This window comes from Marininema halotolerans (assembly GCF_900116235.1).
GTDB lineage: Bacteria > Bacillota > Bacilli > Thermoactinomycetales > DSM-45169 > Marininema > Marininema halotolerans.
Genome location: NZ_FPAA01000013.1, coordinates 41,748 through 59,645, shown reverse-complemented (window position 1 = coordinate 59,645; position 17,898 = coordinate 41,748). Strand labels below are relative to the sequence as shown.

Here is a 17,898-nt window from a genome sequence, read left to right as displayed (position 1 = left end):
CGATTGACAAAGAGAACTTAATCACGGAATTCAAATTCCATCTCATCGATGCGCACCGTATCGCCATCCTTTGCCCCACGTGCACGCAAACCATCATCGACACCCATGATTTTTAAGGTGTTCGCAAATCGACGAACCGCTTCATCATACTGGAAATTGGTCATTTTTATCAATTTCTCTACCCGCGGTCCTTCTACTACAAACACCTCATTATCCCGCCGGATGGTAAAGGCTTCTTCAGGCTCTTCCGCCCGATAAACCTTTCGTTCTGTTTCTTCTGTATCAGGTTCTACGATTTCTTCTACTTTGGGCATGCGATCCAACTCATCCGCAATTGCATAAAGAAGTTCATCAATACCCGAACGGGTAGCAGCGGATACAGGAAAAATCGATACATCCACGCCGACCTGTTCACGAAAAATCTCCAGATTCTCCTCCGCTTCGGGTAAATCCATTTTATTTGCGACAACAATCTGCGGCCGCTCGGCTAGAACTTCACGATACAGGGTAAGCTCTTCATTAATTTGTAACCAATCTTGATAAGGATCCCGTCCTTCGGACCCGGCCATATCCACCACATGCACCAATACTTTCGTTCTTTCCACATGGCGGAGGAACTGGTGACCCAAACCAACGCCTTCATGAGCTCCTTCAATCAGTCCAGGAAGATCCGCCATTACAAAACTACGTCCATCGGCGGTTTCCACTAGCCCTAGATTAGGCGCAATGGTTGTAAAATGATAGGCGCCAATTTTCGGTTTGGCTGCGGACACCACAGATAGTAATGTGGACTTTCCAACACTGGGATATCCGACAAGGCCTACATCTGCTAACAGCTTTAACTCCATTTCGACATACCGTTCTACTCCCGGTTCACCATTTTCTGATATGTAGGGAGCTGGATTTTTAGGACTTGAAAAACGGATATTCCCGCGGCCTCCACGACCTCCTTGGGCAATGACGGCCTCTTGGCCATGTTGTGTCAGGTCTGCCACTACATCCCCCGTATCTGAATCCGTTACAACGGTACCTGGGGGAACCCGAACCATCATCGGAGATGCCGCTTTACCATGTTGGCTCTTTGAACGACCATGTTCACCTGGTTTCGCCTTAAAGTGCTTCTGATAACGAAAGTCCATTAAGGTACGTAAACCTTCATCCACCACAAATACCACGTCGGCGCCACGACCTCCATCTCCACCTGCGGGTCCACCATTCGCCTCATACTTTTCCCGTCGGAAGGCGACCATCCCATTGCCTCCATCGCCGCCTTTTACATATATCTTGACCTTGTCCACAAACATTGTCGAATCCCTCCTTTCAATTCTTTTTCATCATGCAATCAATCGCATAATGAAAGGGGCGTCCTCTGAGGGTTTATCCAGGGTGCCCCCCTGTTTTTGAATAGTATTCCTTAATGCCGACCACTCACTCGAAGGCACGTTCATTTCTGGTGGAAAGTCCGGTTGTATATGAATCGCCCAAGCAGACCCTTCCTTTTCAAAGCGAACCCATACTTCTTCAGGTTCATTAAACCCTCGCCCTTGTTTTTGTAACCACTCGGCCATCTGTTCCAATCCGCGTTGAAGGGAATCACCCCATTGCGGATGGATGCTCTTTAATTCATCATTCACCTCAATGATCCATATCCATTCAGGTACACGTTGATTGACTGTGGAGAGCCATAAGGCTAACGGTGGGTAACCTACAGCTGCCACTTCTCTCTCTTGACGAGCAGCATCGGTCAGCTCCCTTAGCAGGGGAAGAATTCTTTCTTCTCGTTTCACACTCAAATAGCCCATGATCACTTGCACATGATTTAGCCAATCATGACGATAACGACTTAAAAGATGGAGGCTATGCTCAGCACTTTCAACCCGCGCTTTCCCTTCATTCGTCCTCTGTAATTGACGTAGCGCCCGTACGCATAGAGAGAAGGTAATGATACCAAGGGGCACACCCACAAACCAGCCCCAAGGCTGTATGGCCATCATCAGGATACTACACGCGATCCAACCCATTCCAGGTGCCCAAGAGACTTGTTTACTTCCCATCACTAACCGCTCCTATCCGGTTCAAACCTCCGCGTATCCTATTGTAATGGAAACCCATCCACGAAAAAACCCCGACCGTAAAACGGCCAGGGTCGTGACTCCCCAGAAATCGAGGCTTTTGCTTAAACCGCTTCCGTAGCGACTTTCGCATAAACGCTGACTCGCTTTTTATCGCGACCCATACGCTCAAATTTAACAACGCCGTCCACTTTGGCGAAAAGGGTATCATCGCCGCCGCGACCAACACCGGTTCCCGGGTAGATTTTTGTCCCCCGCTGACGAACCAAAATGCTCCCAGCGCTTACTTCTTGACCGTCTCCACGTTTCACACCGAGACGCTTAGAAATGCTATCACGGCCGTTTTTTGTGGAGCCAACCCCTTTCTTCGAAGCGAAGAATTGCAGGTTCATTTTCAACATGGAATCCACCTCCTTCAACGAGTGTTTTCCGTAATTTTTACATAAGAACTATATTCATCAGCGACCGATTGGAGAGACGTGGCCATCGCCTCCATCAAAAGGCGGACTCGCTCTTCTACATCAGGGGCTAACCCCTTAGGTAGCTGACAGTCTAAATGGCCTCCTGAGTCTGCATCCACCTCACCATAAATGCGAACCCCGAGGAGCGTTTCTGTCGCATTAGCTAATCCGATGGCTATGCCAGACACCGCTGCACAGACAATGTCTTGGCCATACTCACCGAATTCTGCATGCCCATCCATCTCGACTCGCTCCAACCGCCCCCGTGAATCACGGGTGAGTGTTACTCGAATCATATCGCCGGATTAACCTTCGATTTTTTCGATGATGACTTTGGTGAAAGGCTGACGATGCCCTTGCTTCCGCTTGTAGTTCTTCTTCGGCTTATACTTAAATACAACGACTTTTTTAGCTTTACCTTGTTTGTCCACTTTACCCGTAACTTTCGCACCGGATACAAGCGGAGCACCCACGGTGGTGTTACCCTCTTTGCCAATGAGCAACACCTTGTCAAACGTAACGCTTTCTCCCTCAGCAGCGGCTAGTTTTTCCACGTAGATAGCTTGGCCTTCCTCTACGCGGTACTGTTTTCCGCCGGTTTCAATCAATGCATACATAGCCGGGACCTCCTCCTGTGTGAAGACTCGCCGAATATGGGTGGGCATAAGCCCTTATAACCCAATCCGTGCGGTACTGCCTTGCTCCCGGAGAGCAAGCTCAGATTACACAACCGAAATCATATCATAGCAATGAGCCAGTGTCAATGTAGGTAAGGGTTCACGGGTTGATTCTGGTGGAATTGCTGTGACCAAAAGTCCATGGTCGAATCCTATGATGGAGATCACTCTTATCTTAATGAGCTCAAGGGTATCTCTTGGTTTTACTGAATAATCAAAAAGGAGAAAGGCTAAGGCCCTCCTCCTCCTTTTGTATCAGGCCTGAAAGGTTGGATTATTACACCGTCATTTTTTTCATTTGATAAAGCGCTACAATCGCCGCAATATCTGATTTCCCTATTTTCCACTTATTCTCAGACATCGATTTTGCTACCCTATGATTCAACCCATGATACATAATCGAATTCATATCTATTGTATGATCTAAACCCAGTACATGCCCCAACTCATGGGTAATCGAAAAAAGATAATTAAATTGATTGATAACAATATCATCCTTACCTACATTTTTTATTACCGTAGCTTCAATGTCATCCTCAGAAGCAATATCATACTTTGTTATATCGAATTTCTCACCCGAATCTTCTGTTTGTTTCTTGAGATGTTCAATATATGCTTTAAGTTTGAATATTTCAGAAGCAGTTATTATTTTTGAGACCTTTTTTTCTAGGGCGCTAAAATTCATTCTTATTGTTCCGCAATTGACCAGAGATGGATTATCAATTGGTTGTGAGGTTTGCATTAATTTTGAATTAAAAGATTTCCCATTCTCATCTATATAATACATAAATGTACCACCCAGCTTGAAAATTTCGGCTGGAATGATAGCAGGATAGATGATTACGTTATTCTTCATCACACCACAATCACTTACTTCAGGAGAGTTTGGTTTAGGTTCAACTGGTTTTTGAAATTCAAATACTTGCCTCTCTAACAACGTGTTCCACTGATTTACAGCCTCTGTTGTTATACTAATCAGTAATTTTTCTAGACCAACAATATCCACATCGCCATACAATTTTTTATAGTCACTTGTACTATATATTTCTTTTAACCGTTTAGAAAAGGGGGCAATTGTAATCCCAATCGGAAGCTTTCCTACTCTTGTACCGTTAAATGTGGGTCCACTCATGAAAGATCTCTCCTTTTAAAATTCGATTGTAAACGAAAGTTAGCGTAACCCTTCCAACTTTACCTTCACATTATATCACCAAATTCATGATATAGAAATAATTATTTATATTATATTAAAAATTTAGTAATACGAAAGGTTCGTTATACCCTCGAATACTCCCTTATTAGTGTAACTACTCCCGAATATCCAGTAATCAATACACTCTCTATCTTAAATTTTTATTCAATTAAAGATATTTACACCCATAATAAAAACCGTCCGCAGACGGTTTATGAAATGCAAGCCTGTTATCCATGTCGTGGCTCTGTATCGCTCAATGGCTGGACGATGGGTTGATTTCCTTCGTTATCGATGGCATGAGAGAATGAGGTCGATCCCCATGCCATTGTTAAGATGATGATCAGCAGCACAGGGTTAATCTTCTTCAAAGATTTCATTATCCCCACCTCTTAAATTGACCTGTGCTTTATACATATTCAGTAGACTCTTTTCAAATTCCTTTTGATTGCTATCTTGATAGCATTGGGAGATGCGGATATGTAATTGGCTTTCGGCTTTTTGATAATGAAATTTTTGAGTGATTTTAATCGCTTTTTCATAGTAGGTGACCGCTTCAAGTTTATTGCCACCTAATTTTAAGAAATCGCCCATGACCCGTAATGCGTATGTAAGATTCGGTGCATCATCGTAATTTTCTGCATTGGCAATGGCCTGTTTAAATAATTGGTGGGCTTCATCCGTTTTACCCAACTTTACATATAGCTTACCCAGCCCAATATAGGCATCGGTCAAAACTTTTTCGTTCGTTAACAGTCCCTTTGACGCGAGGCCAGTGTTAAAACAATCTTCCGCTTTTTTAAATTGTTTCTGCGAAGAATAAAGGCTACCCATGGTAATCAATATATCGAAAATGAATTGGTAGTTTTTGTTGACTCTTGCTAACTCCAATCCCTTTGACGCAAATTGAATCGCCTCATCGTACAGACCCATTTTTCGCAAAAGATCCGCTCTTGTCTCATAAAAAGCTAACACCGTATCGGTATCTTCCATATGATCAATCTGATCCCAAACATCCTGAATCACTTTGAGTCCTTCGATGTTGCGTCCGAGTCGAATGAGAAAGACTACCTTGTTTCTAATGAGTGCATATTTAACATAGTCCCGTCCATTCCCTTCAACGAAAGTATCTAACCCACTATCGGTAAATTCAAGGGCTCGTTCGATTTCATTCTGCTCGTAACTACACAAACTCAAATCTAGATAGGAGGTCGCTTCCAAGTTTTCTTCGTTACTGTTTTGCCCACATAAGCTAATGGCCGTTGAATAGGACCGTTCTGCTCGTTTCCAATTTTTCTGCGACAAGAAGGCTCTACCCTTGAGTACATGAAAGAGCGCCGCATAAGCATGGCTATCCTCAAAATGGAGTTGATCCAATTGTTGTAATGCCTCTCTACTCTTTCCTAGATCGACTAATAATTCAACAGAGGATAGACTAAATCGCAACTCACTCAATTCCTCTTCTTGTTCCATCAGAACAGAAGGGAGCTCTCCCATACTTAATCCAAGCTTCTCTACGATATAATCGATTTTGGCATTATTGACATGGGAAACGCCTCGCTCAATATTACTAATCGTTGCTGGTGAAATATTGTCATCTGCTAAATCTTCCAACCGAAGCCCTTTGGATTTTCGCACTCTTCTGATGGCTTCCCCAATATTTCTCATTTTCGAAAGTTCCATTGAGACACTCCTTTTCTGACATCCTTCATTATTATTTATTTTACACTAGAATGACGTTTTATGGGGGTGAACAAAGTATACCGCCTTACAAACGTTTACGCCCCTATCTTCCTGACCCACACAACTTGATCATTGCCCTTGTATCCACAGTTTTTCAAAGGAAACCCATCCTTCGGCATTCGTTGAACTGCCTTTTACTGTCGAAGAAGACAACGTCCGCTTATAATTTCGATAAAAACTAATATAGACTTTCTCCTCCTGCAATTTTTGATCAATCGCATACAAGACTTGCTGGCGTTCTGTATGATTGGTGATGTGGCGTAATTTCGCCACATCACGATCGATAATCGATTGAAGCTCATCCGAGAGCGTATGCTTAAAAAAACTTTTCTCATGATAGAGCATCTCCAACATGGATAACTCCATACAATCACCAACAGTGGTCTCATCCAGGATTAGATCTGCCATTTGCATCGTTTCTACACGAATCAACTCTTCCACAGGCACCAAATGAAGCTGGATGCGTATGCCGAGTACAACACATTGTTGTTGGATCCAACGAGCATCCTCTCGATGGTCCTCATCATCAAAGGAATACAGGTGAAGTGGCTCCTCTTGAAAGGGCAACGCCTCTAAAAGTCTCTCTATAGGCAGCGCATCTTGTAATCCTGATTCACTCTCGTGATCACCATCAATTAGACTCTTTGCTTCTCTACCGCGAGCGCCACCAAGTTCTTCGATCATTTTGCCTGAATCCAATATCCTTGCAAGCACTTCGCGAAAATGGGGATTGGAAGATAACCCGTCCTTCTTACCATTAAAGATCAGCATCATCACATTCGACTCTGTGCTGGAATCGAATCGCCATCGTTGATGATGTTCATTGAAAGGGGTGTCCACCTCCTTCGAATCGATGATGATTTCAATGCGGTCAAGAAGTGCCCGTTCACGAAAATACGCATCAAATTTTTCGAAGATCACCATGTTCTGATCATTCCGCACAAGCTTAAATGGACCGGTTCCCCTAGGGAAGTAAGCCCCCCACTTCTGTGGTCTCTCCCTATCCAGCGCAGGGAGTATGGAGAAGGATTCGTGACTGAGAAGATGCAAGAAAAGCGTGTCTTCTTCTTTTAAACAAATATCCACCGTATGATCATCCAAAGCTTCAACCGAAGTGATAGGGTTAGTCATCCAGCTGACAGGAGTCTTTCGCAATCGATTGAAGGAGTAAACGACATCCTTTGCTACCATCGGAACCCCATGATGAAACAATACCCCTTTTCGGAGATAAAATCGCCACTGCCGTTTTGACGCATCCTTCTCCCAATAATGAGCAAGATGGGGTTCAAAGGCATCCCTTATAGGGTGATAAGTAATTAAGGGATCAAACAATTGTTTAATCATATGGCGTTCTGAACGGAGATACCCATGAGCCGGATCCAACTGTCTCAGGGGCTTGTTATATGTAAAACGAAGAGTACTTTTTTGTTGGGCTCGTTTCTTGTTGTAATGCACCAAGCGAAGGGAAGGCTCCAACTCCCTTTCAAACCGTTCTCGAATAGAAGGAAACCCTTGATCATATTGCAAAAGAAAGGTGGTCGCTCCTTTGATATCCCACTCCCTTGTATACTCCATCGCAATACGCATCAGTAAATCTTCTGGATCAATCAAAAAAGTAAGATGAGAACACTTTCCCCGTCCTTGTCCTGGCAGCCAAGTGATCCAATGTAATGCACGTAACTTATGAACAATCAGTTGCGTATTTCGTTGTGTACAACAAAGGATTTTAGTAACTTGGTTCAAGGTCGTCTCTCGTTTTATCCCCAAACGCGGTTGGTTCATCCCCTTATATAAACGTAGATAATGATCCACTTGACGCTGCACTTTCAAAAAGAGCACCTCCCCAAAAACAAGCCCTTCCAAAGAAGCTTATTCTCTCTTTTAATTCCTCTCATTCACAACCATCTTACCGTCGAGAAAACGATCTGAAAAGGACTCGTACGTAACCCTCTCACAGGAAAGGGGTATGTGTGGATCCGCTTTCTAATCCACACATACCCCTTTCCTCTACCCAACGAATGTTTCATCGATCTTTCCTTGTTTCTTTTTTGTCCAGAGAGAAAACATCCCCCCATATAAAAACCCACTTACCATGGGGAATAAAGCAATCACAAGTAACGTCCCCTTCATGCCCAGAAGTGGAAGTAGGATTAAAAATTGCGGAGCGATCAACCGTCCCAATACAAAACGCAATTGCGCCGCTGCAAAGTAGGTTCCCCTTCGATCATCCGGTGCAATTTCGGAGACAAATCCCTCTTGCACACTCACAATCATTAATTCTGCTAATGTGAAGATGACAATCCCTATGATCACGATCATATATCCCTTCGACTCGGCAAAGACAAGGATTGACAAGCCATACAACCAACTTGAAATTATAAACACCCATTTTTGTGGCATCGATTTCATCCATTTTGCCATCCCACTCGTAAACAAGACGACAAGAATTCCATTCAATGAAAGCATCCATGCGAAAAAGTCATTGGCTTGAATTTCCCATCCTGCAAAAGTACCCACCGCCAAGCGTTCTTTCACCATCAACGGAAAGAGAATCTCCAGCTGCATAAAAGCTTGAGCAACAAAGACTCCCGATAAAATAAATAAAAAGAGAACCGGATCCTTCACAACCTGACGATAAGCGGAGAGATTATCCGACCAAAAACTTTTTCTCTCCCCTGGCAGCGCGTTATCTTGAAGTTGACGCGTCTCAGTGGTTTTCAAAAGCGTTATCCAAACAATGACCCATCCTAATACAACTGCCACGGAGAAAAAAGGAAGGGGGTAACGAAAAAATACCAGACTACCAATAATCGGACCAGAAATGACAGCGATATTAAAAAAGGTATAGAAGCGAGCATATACCTGATTTCGCTCATGGATCGGCACCAAATCAGATACCATGGCCCGGCTTGCTGGTACATAAAGGGCATTACACACGCTGAGCAAGGTAAAAGCACTCCAATATAACACCACCGACTGAAACCAACTTCCAACTAAGAAGATCACCAATGCTACAACAAATCCTAGCGAGGTCAACGTCATAACGGATTTACGTCCCCAACGATCCGCGAGGGTCCCCCCGATTAAACCAGCGATTACCGCAAAAACTTGTGAAAGTGCCAGATACAATCCTGCTTTACTTACCCCGATCCACTGGGTAAGAATAAGCGCCATGAAGGGGAAGATACACCAAAAAATCATATTTTGAATAAACTCCCCTGCTAACCGCCAACGCAATACAACTGCCATCCCTTTTCACCCCATTACGCCATCGCCTCAATAATCTGTCTGCCAACTTCCCTTGCGTTCTCCCCTTTATAGATCGAGAAATGGTGTCCAGGGACTTCTTTGATGGTTAAGCTACCAACAAGCCGATCCGTCCACCCCTTCGTTGAATCGCTTTGATTTTCCCTCGCTTTTAAGAAAAGGGTTCTTCCACGATACTTTGACTCCATCACATAGCAACGAATCGCTTGATTATTTGCTTGCCACATGGCTACATCTTCCTTTAAACGATCCACGGTTGCATCATCTGGTAAGTGCCCACTCTCTTTCCCCAATTGTAGGAGGTAGGTTAACCGTTCATTTTCATTCATCCCCATCAGTTCATTTTCTGTGAGCTCAATCTTTTCTCCCTCTGCACACTTCTGTGCAAAGGAGAATAGGAACTCACTTTTCCGATACGGTGCAGGGTGACTCATATGACAATCAATTAATCCTAGCAACGCGACCTCATCTCCTGCCTTCTCCATCTGACAAGCTATCTCAAAGGCAACATTGCCCCCAAAGGAATACCCACAGATTACATAGGGGCCTTCTGGTTGGACTTCTTTGATGTAATTTCTGTACCGACGAGCCAGCACGGGGATTTCAACTTCATAGTCACCTGACATTTCATCCCTGACTGACTGGATCCCGTATACAGGGCCATGATGAAAAACCTCCGCCATTTCCCGATAACACCACACCGCTCCACCTGCTGGATGAATAAAGAAGACGGGTGTTCCCTGAGGATGCTTTTGTAAGGTGACAATCGCTTCGGGTTCTTTCATATGCTGAGATTCTCTTCCGACTGCATCGGCGAACTCTCCAAGGGAGGGAAATTCAAAGATACTTTTTACAGAAAGCTGGCTACCCATCTCTTTATTAATTAACGCCACCATCTTCATCGCAGACAGGGAGTGACCTCCTCGATCAAAAAAGCGATCGGACTCTCTTAGGTTTTCGACCCCTAATATCTGACTCCAGTATAATTTAATCCGCTGAACCAGTCGGCTTTCATCACCCTCCTTACCATCCTCGATCACCACTGCTGTTGTCATTTGCGCCGGTTTCCCTTCACCCGACCCCACCGACACTTTCTGATCCGGTTGATGTAACAATGAATCTAGATTCCGCTCCCACCGATCCAGGATGTCCTCTGCAATCTCATGAGAAAATACATCCGTACAATATTCCAACGTTAAATCCAAATGGTTAGCACCCTTATAAAACTGAAAACTCGCATCACATTTGGTGGTTCCTAGAAAATCTTCCTTCCAATCAAAAAGCACAGGTTGATCCATCAAGGGGTATTCATTGTAGACCACCATTGTTTGAAAAAGCGGATGGAAATGAACTCCTCGTTCCACTTGAATAGAAGCTAGGATGTGTTCAAAAGGAACCGACTCCACCGCCTTCAAGGCAGCTCGATCTCGAAAGGTTCTTTTAACCAGTTGAGAAAAAGTAGATGGATCCTTCACCTGTAATCGAAAGGGCAGTAGGTTAACCAGATTGCCAATCGTTTGTTGATATCGTTCATCCTCTCGGTTTGCCACTGGTACACCCATCACCACATCCTGTTGTCCACTGGCTTGTGCCAAGAAGATTTGCGTCGCAGTCAAAAGGAGGGAAAACGGAGTCACTCCCAATTGTTTAGAAAGTTGTTGCCAAGCTTCATACCGCCTGCCATCCATTCTTCGCTTCACTTGAGCACCTCGAGAAGTTTGTTCACTTCCAATTCTCCAGGATTGGGGGAGACGAGAAGTGGCGGGTACATCCTTTAAATAATCGACCCAGGTGCCTATCCCTACGTGACTCTGATTGACTTGTTCCGATGCAAATTGATAGAAGGAAGGATCCTCTAAGAACGAACAGTCATACCTTCCCTGAAGCCTTTCATCGAGTTCTTGCAGCAAAAGACGGATTGACCACCCATCTACCATCACATGATGCATACGAATAATCAGTTGCCCAGTCTCCTCGATAAAATCAAATTGTGGCTTTTCAGTATGGTGACGAACCTCAGATGTTCCTCTGGAAAATGCCTTCTCTGTTTTCCACAATTGAACGTTTACATGAGGGTTTGGATCACGATATTGCCAAAATTCACCAGGCTCTTTCTCTTCAATCCAAGTACGTAACGCTACATGCCTTTGTGTGATCTCTCCAAGAACAAAAGATAGCCGATTGGGATCCACACGCTTGTGAAACTGTAACCGCAACTGGATCTGATAAGCCTGCTCTTTACTCCATTCTTCTGCGAAATGGATGCCTAATTGACCAAAGGAAAGAGGAGCTTCCCTATGAACATGCTCGGGTGTGATATCTTCCCTCTTCTGCAACGCTGTTCCTTCTACCCAGTAGGTTTCCGTTTCTAGTTGCTGTGCTTGTTCACTGATCGTTGAATAATCGTACACGAAGGAAGCGGGTATTTTCCTTCCCAACTGGCTTAATTCACTCACTAGACGAAGGGCCTTCAAGGAATCGCCACCCAACGCAAAAAATGAGTCATGCTTTCCTATCCATTCCTCAGGGAAGATCTTTATCCAACAACGACGCACCTTCTCTTCCCACTCGGAATACACCCTCCGCTCCATCGGTTGTTCCAAGTCCATCCGATGGTTCTGGAGTTGGTTTCGATCAAGCTTTCCATTCGGTAATAGCGGCATCCTTTCTAAGAGAACGAAAAAATGGGGAACCATATAACTGGGTAATTCATTCGATAACTCCTTTATACATTCTTCCTTATTCCAGGTCGGATCTCCCACCACAAAGGCAGTTAACCACTCACCTTCTCTCAAGCATACAGCGGCATCCTTCACTGCAGATTGCCTTAACAGAGCCGATTCAATTTCGCCCAGTTCAATTCGTAACCCACGCAACTTGATCTGTTGATCGATTCTTCCTAAAAACATCCATTCCCCTGAAGGAAGCTCTTTTGCCCTATCTCCTGACCGGTAACCCATTTCATTCATATCCCAGGGAAGTTGAACAAATTTTTCCGCCTGTAAAGATTCTCGACGATGATAGCCTACAGCTAGCCCCAGTCCTGCAATCACCAATTCTCCTTCTTCTCCGCGTGCACAAGGTTGTAGGTTTTCATCAACGACCTTTACGGAGACGTTTTGAATCGGCTTTCCGATGGGGACCACATCCCCCTCGATCTTGTGCCCAGGTTCACATACACGATAAGTGGTATCGATCGTGGCTTCTGTGGGGCCATATAAATTAACCAATGGAATCGCTAACTGTTGGTGAAATTGTTCAACTAACGAGACTGGCAAAGCTTCTCCACCCACAAAACCATAGCGTAGGGATGGACAATTTTTAAATTCCTCAAAATCGACTAACAACTTCAACACCGATGGCACAAATTGAACCACTGTCACGCGATGGGTTCGAATCGTTTGGCAAACCTCCAAGGGATCGCCCCTGTGAATCACCATCCTTGCGCCTTTCCATAAGGGGGCAAGAAATTCCCACACCGATGCATCAAAGCTGGCCGAGGTTTTTTGCAGAAAAACATCCCTCGTCTCCCAACCAAATTGATTGTTCATCCACTCCATATGATTGGATACGGACTGGTGGGGAATGAACACCCCTTTGGGGTGACCGGTAGACCCTGAGGTATACATCAGATAAGCTGGATCAGAAGGATCTATCTCATGAATCGGTATAAAATTATCAGCTTCATCGATCTTACTTATGTCCAACACGTGTTGGACAAGACCCCCGCCCTCACCGTTGGATAAGACAAAGCTCGCCCCACTATCCTGTAAACAAAAATGGATACGTTGTTTTGGATAGGATGGATCAAGCGGTACATAAACCCCTCCCGCCTTTAACACACCGAGCATGGCCGCCACCCACTCAATTGAGGGCTCCAGCAAAAGGGCAACCCGTTCTTGCTTTTGTAGTCCTGACGCCATTAATTGACGGGCAATCCCATTTGCTTTTTTATCCAACTCCCGATAGGTGATCTTCCGATCTCCATCAATAATCGCTTCATTCTGTGGCCTTTGTTTTGACATTGTCTCGATGGGTTGCTGGATCAAAGACCTTGATTTTACTACCTTCATTGGTTGCACCACCTTATCCATGTAAAAAGGAATGGACATGAGTTCATGTCCATTCGCTGATCCTATGTATCCCATCGGTTTGCCTTTACAACTTCCCTACTGGGTAGGGTTCTCCCTAACCGTTGACAATGCATTTCGTTCCTTCTAAAAAATGTTCCTGATGTTTATCGAGGTGAAAAACATTAACGGTCTTAATCGTCCACCTCTTTTTTTGTTGCTCTGGATCTGAAACGGATAGAACATCCTTTCCATGTAGGGAATGATTATTTGCGACACTAATCAATTCACCCGGCTTCATTAAATGGGATACTTTTAGTTGATGTAATAGTCGATTAATTTTGTCCACAATCTGCTGTGCTGCCTCAGTGGTTCCCACTGTACGATTCTCAAAATATGCGAGATCATCATTGTCAATCAGTATAGCATGATCCTTTGCACGGCCCAGTTTCTTTTTATTCCCATACACACTCAAATCGTCAAAGGGGGTATAAAAAAGTGCCTGCTTCAAAATGAATTGTTCCTCGGGGCTCATATGGGCGAGAAGCTCTTTATTCGTGACGAAGGTTGTGTAGATTTGATTGCCATGGAAACTACGCATGCCTAACATATTCACAAAATCCGGTCGAACAAAGTGATTCGCTAAGTCTTTGTGAAAACCAAGGGGTACGATCGCTTTTTGGGACTGGGTTTCTTGTAGCGATTCCATCGGATAGATATCTTGGAAGACGTCGCCGTTATTCACATTGACATAGCCAATCGCAGGTTGATCCATAATATAAGCAAACCACTGTAAAAACGCCTCAGCAACAAACGTCTTTTTCAATTCATATTTGGAGTTGACTGGATCCTTAAAATCAAATACAGGAAGATCCTCATCAATTGGGCAATTTGTTAAGGTGAAAAAGGGGTGCTCATGTAAATCACGATCCTTATAGGGACGTAAGATCGCCATGATTTCCTGTACCCTCGCATCATTCTCCGCTAAATCCTTTATCTTCTCTTGAAATTGATCATAATCCGTATAAGGATTGGTCGTTATCTGTAAAAAACATTCTTTTAAGTAATCTCTATCATTGTCCGTAAAAGCAATATCCACCGAAAGCCCCAAACGAGTCGTCATGTATTCGCCTCCGAATTTTTAAAATATTATATTATTAATGAATTATATTATATTAATGAGTAGAAAGTAAATCCTTCGAGCAACTCCATATGTTAAGGTTATGCGTTGTTATAACGCCCTCCCTGGGAAGATTGAATATCCTACGTCATCATCTTGCTTCTATTTCTATGAAAAAATTCATGGAATACTTTGTTCCAACAATTCTAGACGTTTTGTATTACCTGAGATTCCCGTTCCAGATAAAAAAACCATGATAAAAAAGACGAAGTGATTTTCATTAAACTCTACACTTTTTTGCCGGGAGTCCCCCCTGTACAATCAGCGATATCCATCGTTGACAGACAGAAAGTGGGATTCCATGCTTATTTACCAACTACCTTCGCTGATTAAAAGCTATTCAATGACGATCCAAGTTCGTCTTTTAGGCGAATTCATCACCTGTTTAACTGGCTCCGCGATTGCTCCCTTTATGATCCTCTATCAAGACCAAATCATTAAAAACCCCACCCTCACCATGCTCATTATCGGCTTACAACCCTTTGCCGATATTCTCTCTACACTGATCGGGGGAAATATTACGGATCGATTCGGTAGAAAGCCCATCATGATGCTTGCTCTTAGCCTGCAGCTGTTCGCTATGGTGGGTTATCTATTGGCCACCCACCTCTGGTTGATCGCTATTGCCAATATGATTAATGGTGTCGGTCGTTCCTTCTACATTCCGGCATCCAAAGCGCAAATTGCTGACATTGTTGAACCGAATCGCCTCGCAGAAGTATATGGACTATTGAACGTCATCGCCACGATGGGAGTCGTAATCAGCCCATTTTGTGGCCTGCTGATCATCCATCATCCAAGGCTCTTTTTTGCGCTGTCCTCACTGGGTCTTTTCATCTATCTTCTCCTCTTTCGCTGGAAAGTGGCAGAAAGTATCCCCAGTACTCATCTTCTTACCTCCAACCATACAAAAATGCCCCAACCCTTTCATTGGTGGCAGTTAAAAAACATCATCAGCTATATGGTCTTGGCACTCCCGATCAGTTTTTTTTATGCTCAAATCGAAAGCAACTTCCCGCTTATCTTAAAACAGTCCTATCCTAAGCTACCATCCCTTATGGTTTGGTTAGCCACATTGCATGGTGTGGCCGTGATTCTCATACAACTCGCAGTCGTCAAAAAAACGGCTCGGTACCCGAGTCGTACAGTCATCCTGGCCTCGTACTTCCTGTTTGGGGGTGTCGCCCTTCTCTATGGATACGGCTCCTCCCTCTTTTTACTTTTTGGGGCTCAGTTTTTATTAGCCACTGCAGAAACACTTGGGCTGATGCGTTTACAAACCACGCTCTCACAAATCGCACCCCTACACCATCGCGGACGTGCCTTTTCTATCTATGGAATGCATTGGGACCTTTCGCGAATGATCGGTCCTTTATTCGGTTCCCTTCTTATCGGAACAAAGGGATATCCCCTATTATTTGCGTTAGTCGCTCTATGTTTGTTTTGCGGTGGCTTGGGTCAAACCATCTTTTTCAAAAAAATTGAGGCAACCACGTACCACCCGTCCGACGATCGCAAACTTCCCCTTAATGAAACGTAGCCCTGGATTCACTGTCTGAGCAAATACCCTCACCCCTCGAAGGAGACATCGAATTAAATCGGCTTCATAATAACGGTTTCTATAAATTATAGGTATAAATTCATCTTAGGTTGATAGTAATGTAACACAACCCCTATAGGATTTGTGTTATAATTAAATAAATTAAGAGAAGTTAATTTTTTAAGGTGTGACTGCATTTTATAATGAAAAAGTGTGGCTTTTTGATAAGTTTATGGTAGAGCTACCAAGGAGAGATCATACGATGTCCGAGAAGATGCATGCTGACGAATTGGAAATTGAAGAGCGACTTGTGCGTCGTATGCTTGTCGATCAGTTCCCCCACTGGGCAGAGTTGCCCCTTCGTAAAGTAGAGCCAGTTGGAACGGTAAATGCCATTTTCCGACTTGGTGACGAATATTCCATTCGGCTAGCGAGAAGGGAAGGACCGACGACACCAGGAGGACGCGAGTTCTTATGGCTACCAAAACTCGTGCCATTAGTTCCGCTTGAAATCCCTGTACCTATCGCTCAGGGGCGCCCCAATAACGAATACCCATGGTTTTGGGAGATACATTCGTGGCTGAGGGGTGAAACGATGCCGATAGAGGCGATTGACGAGATTCAGGCAGCACGCGATCTCGCGGGGTTTGTCCTAGCACTGCAACAAGCCGATCCAACGGGAGGGCCGTTAGGACGCGGCATTCCTTTGGCCCAACGGGACAAGGACTTCCGATATTGGCTAGCACGATTTAATGGCGATCCCACGGTGTCTGCTATATGGGAGTCAGCTCTTGCTGCACCTCCATGGAACGGTCCTCCTGTTTGGCATCACGGCGATCTAGATGTACGTAACTGGCTCGTACGTGATAAGCGTATCAGCGGTGTGATTGATTGGGAGACAATGGGCATAGGTGACCCTGCGTGTGATGTAATGGTCGCGTGGAAGTTGCACTCGCCAGAGGCGCGCGATGTGTTCCTTGATGCTATCCGTACGGACGATGCTACATTGGCAAGGGCCCGCGGTTGGGTCGTATCACAGGCAGTTGCAATCCTTACCTACTACACGCCGCAAAACAATCCAATTTTGTACAATGAGGCGAAATCCTGGCTAGACCTCGTACTAGTTCAAAAGTAATTCAGTGAAGTTAAGAGTAAAACATAGCTGACAATCGTATTGATTCTGTTGTAACTCATCCGCCCTCTGGTATGTCGAAGGAGCCAAAAATAAATGAGATCTTGGTAAATCGGCTTTATTACAAAGAATCCATTAACACTACAAATGGGTCATTGAGAGGGGACTTGTACCCCAGATACACCCATTTTGTTTAACAAGCGCTCCCCTTTGTCAGTCAGCACTAACTTGCGACTGGTTCCTTCGCGTTGAAACCAGCCCTCATCTAAAAAGAAACGCAAGAGGCGGTTGCCCACTTCTCCTGCAAGATGCGGTTTCTTCTCTGAACCATCCAAACAAAAGCGAAGCATAGATCGCTTGCTCTTCTCCAAGAACACCACATCCATGCCCATACTCCTCAAGCCATCAATGCCTGCTTTCGTGAGTAGAGGTGAACCCTCGTCACTTAGAATTACCCATTTTTGTTCAATGAATCGTTCACATAACGCGACACTGACTTTCCCAGCCAAATGTTGATAGCAGCTTCGTGCAAAGTGGAGGGATTGTTTCATCGCCTAGGTACCC

15 protein-coding genes and 1 other annotated feature are annotated in these 17,898 nt (G+C 44.4%); of the genes, 2 read left to right on the top strand and 13 right to left on the bottom strand.

Features of this window, described 5'->3' with window-relative positions; genetic code table 11:
* Positions 1-17: 17 nt before the first annotated feature.
* The 12 genes from obgE to CHX35_RS14950 all read right to left on the bottom strand — a co-directional run bounded on the left by obgE (position 18) and on the right by CHX35_RS14950 (position 14,605).
* Positions 18-1,304: a GTPase ObgE gene (gene obgE, locus CHX35_RS15000; protein ID WP_091838900.1), complete on the bottom strand. Its 1,287-nt coding sequence runs from the start codon at positions 1,302-1,304 to the stop codon at positions 18-20.
* A gap of 30 nt (positions 1,305-1,334) precedes the next feature.
* Positions 1,335-2,054, bottom strand: a complete 720-nt coding sequence (locus CHX35_RS14995) for a Spo0B domain-containing protein (RefSeq protein ID WP_091838898.1) — start codon at positions 2,052-2,054, stop codon at positions 1,335-1,337.
* A 122-nt stretch (positions 2,055-2,176) separates the two neighbouring features.
* Positions 2,177-2,473, bottom strand: a complete 297-nt coding sequence (gene rpmA, locus CHX35_RS14990) for a 50S ribosomal protein L27 (protein WP_091838895.1) — start codon at positions 2,471-2,473, stop codon at positions 2,177-2,179.
* Between the two features lie 14 nt (positions 2,474-2,487).
* The gene (locus CHX35_RS14985; RefSeq protein WP_091838893.1) at positions 2,488-2,829 is read right to left on the bottom strand and encodes a ribosomal-processing cysteine protease Prp; all 342 of its coding nucleotides are present in this window, start codon (positions 2,827-2,829) and stop codon (positions 2,488-2,490) included.
* 9 nt (positions 2,830-2,838) lie between these two features.
* Positions 2,839-3,150 carry a 50S ribosomal protein L21 gene (rplU, locus tag CHX35_RS14980; protein ID WP_091838890.1) on the bottom strand — a complete coding sequence of 104 codons (312 nt, stop codon included), beginning with the start codon at positions 3,148-3,150 and terminating at the stop codon, positions 2,839-2,841.
* 13 nt (positions 3,151-3,163) lie between these two features.
* Positions 3,164-3,233: a sequence feature (ribosomal protein L21 leader region), on the bottom strand.
* A gap of 254 nt (positions 3,234-3,487) precedes the next feature.
* Complete coding sequence (locus tag CHX35_RS14975) at positions 3,488-4,342, bottom strand: matrixin family metalloprotease (RefSeq protein ID WP_091838888.1); 855 nt, start codon at positions 4,340-4,342, stop codon at positions 3,488-3,490.
* Positions 4,343-4,632: 290 nt separating this feature from the next.
* Positions 4,633-4,782 (bottom strand): hypothetical protein, encoded by a 150-nt coding sequence (locus CHX35_RS17640; RefSeq protein ID WP_176392120.1) that lies wholly within the window; start codon positions 4,780-4,782, stop codon positions 4,633-4,635.
* Entirely contained in the window at positions 4,760-6,085 is a 1,326-nt protein-coding gene (locus tag CHX35_RS14970; protein WP_091838885.1) for a helix-turn-helix transcriptional regulator, read from the bottom strand. The genes CHX35_RS17640 and CHX35_RS14970 overlap by 23 nt, the downstream gene beginning before the upstream one ends.
* A gap of 129 nt (positions 6,086-6,214) precedes the next feature.
* Complete coding sequence (locus CHX35_RS14965) at positions 6,215-7,969, bottom strand: ABC transporter substrate-binding protein (RefSeq protein WP_245838873.1); 1,755 nt, start codon at positions 7,967-7,969, stop codon at positions 6,215-6,217.
* A 183-nt stretch (positions 7,970-8,152) separates the two neighbouring features.
* Positions 8,153-9,394 (bottom strand): MFS transporter, encoded by a 1,242-nt coding sequence (locus tag CHX35_RS14960; protein WP_091838879.1) that lies wholly within the window; start codon positions 9,392-9,394, stop codon positions 8,153-8,155.
* A gap of 14 nt (positions 9,395-9,408) precedes the next feature.
* Positions 9,409-13,485: a non-ribosomal peptide synthetase gene (locus CHX35_RS14955; protein WP_176392119.1), complete on the bottom strand. Its 4,077-nt coding sequence runs from the start codon at positions 13,483-13,485 to the stop codon at positions 9,409-9,411.
* 115 nt (positions 13,486-13,600) lie between these two features.
* Positions 13,601-14,605, bottom strand: a complete 1,005-nt coding sequence (locus CHX35_RS14950) for a hypothetical protein (RefSeq protein ID WP_091838872.1) — start codon at positions 14,603-14,605, stop codon at positions 13,601-13,603.
* 358 nt (positions 14,606-14,963) lie between these two features.
* Here CHX35_RS14950 and CHX35_RS14945 point away from each other — a divergent pair, with 358 nt between their 5' ends.
* Together CHX35_RS14945 and CHX35_RS14940 are read left to right on the top strand one after the other, a co-directional pair.
* A complete protein-coding gene (locus CHX35_RS14945) occupies positions 14,964-16,202 on the top strand; it encodes an MFS transporter (protein WP_091838869.1) in 1,239 nt (412 codons plus the stop codon).
* A 262-nt stretch (positions 16,203-16,464) separates the two neighbouring features.
* Entirely contained in the window at positions 16,465-17,337 is an 873-nt protein-coding gene (locus CHX35_RS14940) for an aminoglycoside phosphotransferase family protein (RefSeq protein WP_091838866.1), read from the top strand.
* Between the two features lie 149 nt (positions 17,338-17,486).
* Here the strand turns inward: CHX35_RS14940 and CHX35_RS14935 are convergent, their stop codons facing one another.
* Positions 17,487-17,885 carry a hypothetical protein gene (locus tag CHX35_RS14935; RefSeq protein WP_091838864.1) on the bottom strand — a complete coding sequence of 133 codons (399 nt, stop codon included), beginning with the start codon at positions 17,883-17,885 and terminating at the stop codon, positions 17,487-17,489.
* Positions 17,886-17,898 lie beyond the last annotated feature (13 nt).